9 protein-coding genes are annotated in these 8,200 nt (G+C 67.1%); 5 read left to right on the forward strand and 4 right to left on the reverse strand.

Annotated elements, in window-relative coordinates; genetic code table 11:
• The first annotated feature begins 91 nt into the window (after positions 1-91).
• The gene (locus METY_RS17110; RefSeq protein WP_103122587.1) at positions 92-502 is read left to right on the forward strand and encodes a hypothetical protein; all 411 of its coding nucleotides are present in this window, start codon (positions 92-94) and stop codon (positions 500-502) included.
• Positions 503-517: 15 nt separating this feature from the next.
• A complete protein-coding gene (locus METY_RS17115) occupies positions 518-700 on the forward strand; it encodes a hypothetical protein (RefSeq protein WP_103122588.1) in 183 nt (60 codons plus the stop codon).
• A gap of 106 nt (positions 701-806) precedes the next feature.
• On the opposite strand, the gene METY_RS17120 is transcribed toward METY_RS17115, so the two are convergent.
• Both METY_RS17120 and METY_RS17125 read right to left on the reverse strand, forming a co-directional pair.
• Positions 807-1,406 carry a cysteine hydrolase family protein gene (locus METY_RS17120; RefSeq protein WP_255400997.1) on the reverse strand — a complete coding sequence of 200 codons (600 nt, stop codon included), beginning with the start codon at positions 1,404-1,406 and terminating at the stop codon, positions 807-809.
• A gap of 224 nt (positions 1,407-1,630) precedes the next feature.
• A complete protein-coding gene (locus METY_RS17125; protein WP_160147380.1) occupies positions 1,631-2,674 on the reverse strand; it encodes a calcium-binding protein in 1,044 nt (347 codons plus the stop codon).
• A 263-nt stretch (positions 2,675-2,937) separates the two neighbouring features.
• On the opposite strand from METY_RS17125, the gene METY_RS17130 reads away from it, so the two are divergent.
• Genes METY_RS17130 through METY_RS17140 form a run of 3 tightly spaced genes read left to right on the forward strand, consistent with a single transcriptional unit; the run spans position 2,938 to position 5,890 of the window.
• Positions 2,938-4,011: a type III polyketide synthase gene (locus tag METY_RS17130; RefSeq protein ID WP_103122610.1), complete on the forward strand. Its 1,074-nt coding sequence runs from the start codon at positions 2,938-2,940 to the stop codon at positions 4,009-4,011.
• Positions 4,008-4,730 carry a methyltransferase domain-containing protein gene (locus tag METY_RS17135; protein WP_103122591.1) on the forward strand — a complete coding sequence of 241 codons (723 nt, stop codon included), beginning with the start codon at positions 4,008-4,010 and terminating at the stop codon, positions 4,728-4,730. The genes METY_RS17130 and METY_RS17135 overlap by 4 nt, the downstream gene beginning before the upstream one ends.
• 2 nt (positions 4,731-4,732) lie before the next feature.
• A complete protein-coding gene (locus METY_RS17140) occupies positions 4,733-5,890 on the forward strand; it encodes an NAD(P)/FAD-dependent oxidoreductase (RefSeq protein ID WP_200819723.1) in 1,158 nt (385 codons plus the stop codon).
• Positions 5,891-6,066: 176 nt separating this feature from the next.
• On the opposite strand, the gene METY_RS17145 is transcribed toward METY_RS17140, so the two are convergent.
• Both METY_RS17145 and METY_RS17150 read right to left on the reverse strand, forming a co-directional pair.
• Complete coding sequence (locus METY_RS17145) at positions 6,067-6,819, reverse strand: DUF3618 domain-containing protein (protein ID WP_103122592.1); 753 nt, start codon at positions 6,817-6,819, stop codon at positions 6,067-6,069.
• The gene (locus tag METY_RS17150) at positions 6,816-7,223 is read right to left on the reverse strand and encodes a phage holin family protein (RefSeq protein ID WP_103122593.1); all 408 of its coding nucleotides are present in this window, start codon (positions 7,221-7,223) and stop codon (positions 6,816-6,818) included. Before METY_RS17150 ends, METY_RS17145 begins: the two co-directional genes overlap by 4 nt.
• Between the last annotated feature and the right edge of the window lie 977 nt (positions 7,224-8,200).

The raw sequence follows: 8,200 nt of genomic DNA on the forward strand, positions 1-8,200 counted from the left end.
AAATCGTCTGCGCCGGCCAAGGAGGGGCCGGCGAGACGGGCGGCTGCCGCTGCGTCGCGCAGCCTTTGCCCTTACAGGGTGGAGTTTGGAGATGAGCTTCAAACGCTTGGACATAAATCGCTTTTCGCAAGCCAAACCGGCGCTCGACGGGGATCGGGCGATCTTCGTGCATCCTGACGAAGTGGTCGCCGATCCGAAGCTTTCACTGGGCGAAAAACGCGCCTTGCTGGCGTCCTGGGCGTCCGATCGACATGCCCTCGAAGAGGCGCCCAACCTCCGTCAATTGGAGAGCGGCGCGATCGTGCCCCTGGATCGGATCCTGGCGGCGTTGAACGAGCTCGACGGACCGGACGCCGCTCGGCCAGCTTCGCCTCGTCCGTTGCGGCGGCGCCTCGATCTTCGCCGGCTCCGACCCCAAACTTTGGTCCGCGCCCGGCGCGAGCCCGAGGACGACCCGCCTCCCCCGCCAAAGCCTGCCTTCGCGCGTTTGATGGCGGCGTAAAGGGGAGCGGGGCAAATGTCCTACACTGTTTTTGACACCTCTTCCCCGAACGCGTCCGCCACCGTCGTGCCGAACGTTCTCGACGCTCTCGCCTTAGTGAGGAAGCTCTGTCGGGACGGCCAGGACGAGCCAATTGTCGCCGCCAGCGATGGCTGGATACTCTCGGCGGACGAACTCGAGGACCTCGTCAGATCTTAGGGACACTTGTCCCTGCCCCGCCTTGCGGCGGTGAATGTGGCGGGCGCGACGTGGGTGGCGCCCGCCCAGCGGCTCTAGCGCGAGGCAAGCGCCAGCGTGGCGATCCTCAAGCTGCGGTCCAGCGGCTCAGAAGATGCTCAGCGTCGGTGAGGATCACCTGTTTGGCGAAACGCTTCGCGTAGAGGGTCAGGAGCGCATCGTGCGTTTCATCGGCGGAGCTGCACAACGCATCCTTGGGCAGCACCACCAGGAAGCCGTGATCAACGGCCGATAGGACGGTCGCCAGAACGCACACGTCGGTCTCCGCGCCGGTCACAACGACCGTATCGACCCTCCGCGCGAGCAGAAAGCTGTAAAGGTCCGTCCGCTCGAAGGCGGACAGCCCGGGCTTGTCGCAGAGGGTCGCCGGCGGGACCAGGTCGCGCAGCGGGCCGACAAGCTCAAGAAGCTCCGGATCGATTTCCGAGCGCGTAAAGCGACGCCATCGCTCAAAATAGCCGCGCCATGCGCCTGGAGCGTCTTCCGGCCGCTCCGGAGGTATGAAGCGCGTGAAGATCGTCCGCGCGGCGTGTCTTCCTGCGATCTCGGTCACCACTGGGAGGACGCTCGCCATCCAGGGCGTATGCCATTCCGTCTGTTCGGCGAACATCCTTTGCATGTCGATGCAGAGGTGAGCCGCCCGCCGGTTGGAAAAATCTACGTTCACGAGGCTCGTTCCTTGCCATGGCGCGTCAGGCGACGGTCATGGTCCGAACTACCCGCGACCAACGATGTTCCACGAGCGGCGTCTCCCTCGCCTCGCGCGCGGCTGCGGACGCTCGCCGCGTTGCGGCCGTGGCGCGGCACAGAAGCAGGCATGGACCTCGGGTCCTGTGCAGCCGACAAACGACTCGCCGGCGCGCCGAAAACGCGCGCCGGCGAGTCTCGTCTTCAGATGTCCAGAATGAAGTCGTTGACGGTCAGGACAGGCGCGCCCGCCAGCTTGTAGAGAGCGATCGCCGCCTCGGAGCCCTTGCCGTCTGGATCGTAGGACAACAGACCGCTCGTCGTGTTGTAGAGAAACTGTCCGCCTGTCGAATTGGCCTTCGGCGCCGCGCCGAAGACGAACGGATTGGTCAGGTCCAGCGTCTCGAACGACGGACCAAATCCCGTATAGATCTCGTCGGTGACGAGAATGTAATCGTCTGCGTCGAAGTCGCGGATCGTGTCGATGGCCTGCTTGGGGCCGCCGGGATAGGTGAACTCCAGAACGGCGTGAAACAGGTCGCTGCCCGCGCCGCCGAAGAGCACGTCAGCTCCCGCGCCGCCGTCGATGATGTCCTCGCCGGCGTCGCCGTAGATCACGTCGTTCAGGGACGAACCGGTCAGTTCGTCGTTTCCGGCGCCTCCTCGGATGGTGACGCCCGACGTTTGACCTTCCGCCACGCTCACCGCGATGACGTCGTGACCCTTGCTGCCCGTGATTGTCGAGCGCGCCGCGGCGTCGGCGATGACGACGTTCGCCTGCTCGAAGTTCATGGCCTTGACGGCCGCGAACCCCGTCGACGCAAAGGCGGGGCCGTCGATCCCGGAAAGGTCGATCCGGTAGAGCGTCGCGTCGCCGCCGATGTCGGCGAAATCCGTGGTCAGAATCAACGTGTCGACGTCGCCCGCGCCGCCGTCCGCCACGTCATTCGCGCGCGCCTGCACGATGTCGTCGCCAGCGCCGCCGTACAGCTTGTCGCGGACGCTGTCCTGTCCGCCGTCGAGGTAGTCGTCGCCGTCGCCCCCGAAGAGGACGTCCGCGCCGTCCCCGCCATCCAGTTGATCGCGGCCGACCCCGCCGTCGAGACTGTCGTCGCCCCGCCCGCCCGAGAGGTAGTCGTCCCCCGCCGCTCCCTTCAGAGTGTCGTTGCCCAGCAAGCCGTAGAGCCGGTCGTTGAGCGAAGTCCCGGTGCGGTTATCCGCGCCATCCGTCCCACGATAGACAGCCATCATTTCCCCCTGCTGGCGAACGCCCTGGATCGTCCCCCATGGACGCGCCGACACTGTCGGGCGATCACCATCGTCAGCGCGGGAATGTGTGCCTCTCGCCATCTCGATCTGCAAGCGCCACTTGCGCTCACGCACGAAAGATCTCCGCGCCTCATTTTTAGGCGTCGGCCTGAATGGGGCCCGCCGGCCCCATTCTCGTCACCGGAACCATCTCCGTTCTGGACGAATTGAACGATGACCCGTCCATCTCGCGAAAGAGCGTCGTGACAACAGCCTACCTGAACCGGATCGCCACGGCGGTGCCGGCCAACGACGTGCACGCCGCCTTCGTCGCGTTTGCGAGGAGCTTGCTGCGCGACCCGCGGGCGAACCGTGTGTTCCAGCGAATGGCGGGACGCAGCCAGATCGAACACCGCTGGTCGTCGCTGACGCCGGCCTACGACGCGCCGGATGGCGCGATCGATCAGGAGGGATTCTATGCCTACGGGCGGTTTCCCTCCACAGCCGCGCGGATGACGCGGTATGAGAAGGCGGCGCCGGACCTCGCCGCCCTGGCGGTCGAGCGATTGAACCTTGGACCGGAGGCCTCCCGGATCACGCACCTGATCGTCGTGTCCTGCACGGGCGTCTCAGCGCCCGGCCTCGACTTCGATCTGGTGGCGCGGTTCGGGCTCAAGACCTCGGTCGAGCGGACGGTCGTCGCCTTCATGGGGTGCTACGCCGCGATCAACGGGCTGAAGCTCGCCCGGCACATCGTGCGCTCGGAGCCGGACGCCAGGGTGCTGCTGGTGTGCCTCGAGCTCTGCACGCTTCATCTGAAAGAGACCCAGGATCTCGAGCAGATCTTGACCTTCTCGGTGTTCGGCGACGGGTGCGCAGCGGCGCTGGTCTCGTCCGAGGCGACGGGTCTCGCGCTTGAGAGCTTCCATGCCGCGCTCGCGCCCGGAACCGCGGACCAGATCAGCTGGAAGATCCGCGACCATGGCTTCGACATGGTGCTGTCGGGCGCGGCGCCGGGCGAAATCGGCAGGACGCTGCGGGGCGGACTTGTCGACGTCCTCGCCGGGCGGCGGTCCGAGGACGTCGACCTGTGGGCGGTGCACCCCGGCGGCCGGTCCGTGCTCGACGCCGTGGAGACGGCGCTCGAGCTGCCGTCGGAGGCTCTGGCCGCGTCGCGAAACGTGTTGCGCGCGAACGGGAACATGTCGTCGGCGACCATCCTGTTCGTGTTGCAGGAGATGATGCGGGACGCCGAGCCCGGGCTCACCGGATGCGCAATGGCTTTCGGGCCTGGGCTGGTCGCGGAGACGATGATGTTCCGGACCGCCGACGGATGACAGGTTTCGACGCAACCCGCCGCTCCGCCGAGCGCGAACTGATGGATGACGACGCGGTCGACTTCGAAACCTTCCGCGGCTGCCTGGTGGATCTCGCCCGTGTGAACCGTCTGTCGCTGGGGTACCGACCGACCCTTGGATTTCTCGAGCGCTTGCGCCGCACGCGCCAGTGGCCGCGGGATCGCGCGGTGAAGATCATGGACGTCGGCTGCGGCTACGGCGACACGCTCCGCGAGATCGCCCGCTGGGCCAAGGCCCGCGACCTCCGGGTCGAGCTGATCGGCGTCGACCGCAACCCCTGGGCCGCCCGGGCGGCCGCAGCGGCGACCCCGGACAAGATGCCGATCGCGTGGCGCACGGCCGACGTGTTCGACGTCTCCCCGGACGCCGACGTGGTCATCAGCGCGCTGTTCACGCATCACCTCGGCGACGAGGACGTCGTGCGTTTCGTCAGATGGATGGAAGCCGGAGCCGCCCTCGGCTGGTTCGTCAACGACCTGCGCCGCAGCCGGGTTGCCTACGATGGGTTCAAGGTCCTGTCGGGCGCGCTGCGCATGCACCGTTTTGTCCGGCACGACGGACCGGTCTCGTTCGCCCGCAGCTTTCGAGCGGACGACTGGCGCCGATACACGCAGCTCGCCGGCCTTGCGGCCGGCGCCGCCGAGGTCCAGTCGTGGACGCCGTTCCGACTCTGCGTGGCGCGGCTTCGGGAGCGATGACCTTGGTCCATGACATTGTCGTCGTCGGCGGCGGAGTCGCCGGTGCGGCCTTCGCGGCGATGACCGCCCGCGAGCGCGACGTCGTGCTGGTGGAACGCGAGGCCGCCCCTCGCGACAAGGTGTGCGGGGAATTCCTCAGCGGAGAAGCCATCCACTATCTCGCAGCGCTCGGCGTTGATCTTCCGGCGCTTGGCGCGGTCCCGATCTCGACCGTCACCTTGTCCCGCGGCTGGACGTCGTCGTCCCGTCCGCTCCCGTTTCCGGCGATGAGCCTGTCCCGCCGCCGCCTGGACGAGGAATTGCTGCGCCGGGCGCGAGACGCGGGCGCGACGGTTCATCGGGGAGCGTCCGTTCGCGCGCTGGCCCGCGAGGTCGGACGGTGGCGCGTGGATCTGGACGATGGGCGGACGCTCTTCGCTCGCGTCGCGGTGCTGGCGTCCGGCAAGCACGACCTCCGCGGCTGGGCGCGGCCAATCGGCCGTCAGAACGACCTGATCGGATTGAAGCGGCACTTCGAACCCGCGCCCCACATCGCGGAGCGTCTCTCAGGGACGGTGGAGCTCGGGCTCTTCCCCGGCGGCTACGCAGGCCTGGAGCCGATCGAAGGCGGCCGAGCCAATCTCTGTCTGCTGATACGGGAGCGGGCCTTCGCGGCGCTCGGCCGCGACTGGCGGCGTCTTTTGGAAGCTATTTCCGCGGCCACGCCGCCTCTCGGAGCATTGCTCGACGGCTCCGACGATCTCGTCGGCCGCCCCTTAGCGATCGCTCGCCTCCCCTACGGCTTAGTACGGAAACGGTCGCAAGATGGCCTTTGGCGGCTCGGCGATCAGGCGGCGGTGATCCCATCTCTCTCTGGCGAAGGGATCTCGATCGCGCTCCACAGCGCGTCGCTCGCCGCAGCGGTCATGAGGTCAGGAGGAACGGCGGACCTGTTCCAGCAGCGACTGGCTGCGGACGTGCGACGCCAGATCCGCGTCGCCACCCTCTTGTCTCAGGCGCTCGTGCTGCCCGCCACGCAGGCCTGCGCAACTGCCACGGCCCGTCTGTTCCCGAGCTTGTTGTCCATGCTGGCTACAACGACCCGCCTCACGCCAAGGGCGATAACGGCGGCTGGGATACGGTTTGGCCCGGCCGGTCGTCCGGAGATATTCAACGCGTAATCGCAGAGCGTGCGGAAACAACTTTTCCCTCAATCAGATCCGAGCTCCACCATCTTGTCCCGGTCCTGCTGGCAGGGCGGCGAAATCCGTCCGGCAGGCGATTTCGCGCGCTGAAGGAAAACTCCAACCCGCCCCGGCTCGTCGCGAATGGGCCGGGGCGGGTTGTCGACATCGTCCTACGCGCCAGTTGTCTGCGCAGAGGTAGGGCTATCCGACCGGCGAGCTTCCTCGAGGCCCGCCCGCACGGCGCGCTCCCCGCGCTCGATTTGCTCATCGGCCTTGGCTTTGAGCGTGGATTTCAGCTCGTCCGCCTCGGCGCCCATCAGCCGGTTCTCCGTTTCGGTGTTCGGGAGCGCAGCTCCAAGCACCGCTCCGATGGCGAGACCGATCGCGCCGACAACGAGGGGGTTTTCCGCGCACAGGCGCTGCAGCTCGCTGGCTGCGTTCCCGAGTTGCTCTCCGCCGCTGCGGACGGCGCTCCCCGCGGAATCCGCGAGGGAGCCGGCCTTTGAGCCTGCGGCGCCGACTCCTGAAGCTCCGGCGGCGAAGGCTCCCTTAAGGCTTGCGGACGCCGACGACACAGCGTCGCTCACTGTTGACGCCGCGCCCGCGGCCATGTCCCGGGCGTCGTGGGTCTTCCGAACGCCGGCGCTTTGGAGGCCGCCGACCGAGAGGCCGGAGGCGGGCTTGCGTCCGCTCATCAGCCAGGCCAAGCCGGCGCCGATGAGAAGGATGGGCAACGGGTTGTCCCGCGCCTGAGCCGCGGCGTTCCGCGCGAAATCCGCGCCGCCGTTACTGCGCGCATAGCTGAACGCCTGATCGACGAGACGTCCCGGCTCCATCCGCGTGCGGATGTCGTTGAGGGTCGCCGCGAGATCCGCGCGCGTGCGTTCCGCGTCACGTTCCAGTTCGCTGGTGCTCTTGGTCATCGTGCCTGCTCCTTCGCAACGGCGACGTCCTGCTGCATCTGTCCGATCGTTCGGCGAGGCGCCAAGTCGGTCTTCTTCAACGCCGCGATGGCTGAGGAGAGGATCAGCGCCCCGATGATCAGAACGGCGCCCCCTACGATGATCACCGACCAGATCGGCGTCACCCCATAGAGCTGGAGGCCCAGCACGGCGGCCTGCAGCAGCACCACGAGGCCGGCGATCAGCAGCGCGGCCGCGATGACCAGCGACATTGCGCTTGCCGCGATGCGAGCGACGGCGTCCCGGACCTCAGCCTTCGCCAGGCGGGCTTCTTGTTGCGCAAGAGTCGTCACCTGGTCGACGAGCGTCGAGAGGAGGTATGGAAAGGAACGCTTTCCCGTTTCCGGTTGATTCAGGTCGCTCATACCGAAGGCCCTCCCGTCTGGGACGCTCGATTGTCCGGCGCCCGGTCATTGAGGGCGGAGGGGGTCGACGCGGAGCCGCCGCCTACGGAGGAGGTCCGCGAGGCCGCGGGGCTCAGGCCGCCAACCGAGGTCGCGACTGGCGCTGGCGCGGCGCGAGGGGCCAACGGCGGAGGAGTTGGAGACGTCGCGCCGACAGGCGTGATCGACGACGCCGGAGCGCTCGACGTGCTCTTCAGCAGGCGCGAAAGGGCGAAACCGGCCACCGCCGACGCCGCTATGAACGCCGCGGGTTCCCGGCGCGCAAAGTCCTGGCCCATCGTGAGCAAATCGCCGATGCTTTTGTCCTTGAGCCTCCGCGAGACGCTCTCGAGCTCGCCGGCGGCCTTGCGGACCCAGTCCGCCATCGCGGGCGACTGCTCTTCGACCTGGTCGGCGACCCGATCCACCGTGTCCGCGACGCTTTTGAGCCGTTCGGCTCCCTGGACTTTTCCCTCTTCGGCGAAAGTCTGAGCTTCTTCTTTCACATCGTCGGCGAATTGGCGCGCTTGATCGCGAACATGGGAAGCAGATGAGCTGCTTCCGGCGCCGGAAGGTGACGAGTGGGATGGATCTGACATGGCCTGCTCCTTGGCGTCGAAGGAAACGCGGGAGTATAAGCTCCGTCGATGCGGTAAAGTTCCTCCCCGATCCCAGCATGTCGCATCCGGATACGCTCCAGGCCGTCAAATCGACTGGCCGGAGCGGGGAACATTATACAGGTTAAACACTTTGCGCTGCGTTCGTAGCGGCACGCTTCCTCTCGCCTTCGCGGGGGCGCACCGCAACGAAGGAGGCCGAGACGCTTCAACGCGGCTTCGGGGACCGTTGCTGCGCGTTTACAAAACAAAACATCTCCTCACGTGACAGCGTGGGCTCGCCGTGGGACTCCCTCTGGCGGCGCCTAAGGCGACGCCGCGGGGGGACTGATGTCGATTTTC

This window comes from Methylopila sp. Yamaguchi (assembly GCF_002897035.1).
Taxonomy (GTDB): domain Bacteria; phylum Pseudomonadota; class Alphaproteobacteria; order Rhizobiales; family Methylopilaceae; genus Methylopila.

Bases quoted from the DNA above. Each gene is read 5' to 3' on its own strand.
- METY_RS17135 (WP_103122591.1), top strand. From the start codon at position 4,008: ATGACAGGTTTCGACGCAACCCGCCGCTCCGCCGAGCGCGAACTGATG.
- METY_RS17115 (WP_103122588.1), top strand. From the start codon at position 518: ATGTCCTACACTGTTTTTGACACCTCTTCCCCGAACGCGTCCGCCACC.
- METY_RS17125 (WP_160147380.1), bottom strand. From the start codon at position 2,674: ATGGCTGTCTATCGTGGGACGGATGGCGCGGATAACCGCACCGGGACT.
- METY_RS17110 (WP_103122587.1), top strand. From the start codon at position 92: ATGAGCTTCAAACGCTTGGACATAAATCGCTTTTCGCAAGCCAAACCG.
- METY_RS17145 (WP_103122592.1), bottom strand. From the start codon at position 6,819: ATGACCAAGAGCACCAGCGAACTGGAACGTGACGCGGAACGCACGCGC.
- METY_RS17150 (WP_103122593.1), bottom strand. From the start codon at position 7,223: ATGAGCGACCTGAATCAACCGGAAACGGGAAAGCGTTCCTTTCCATAC.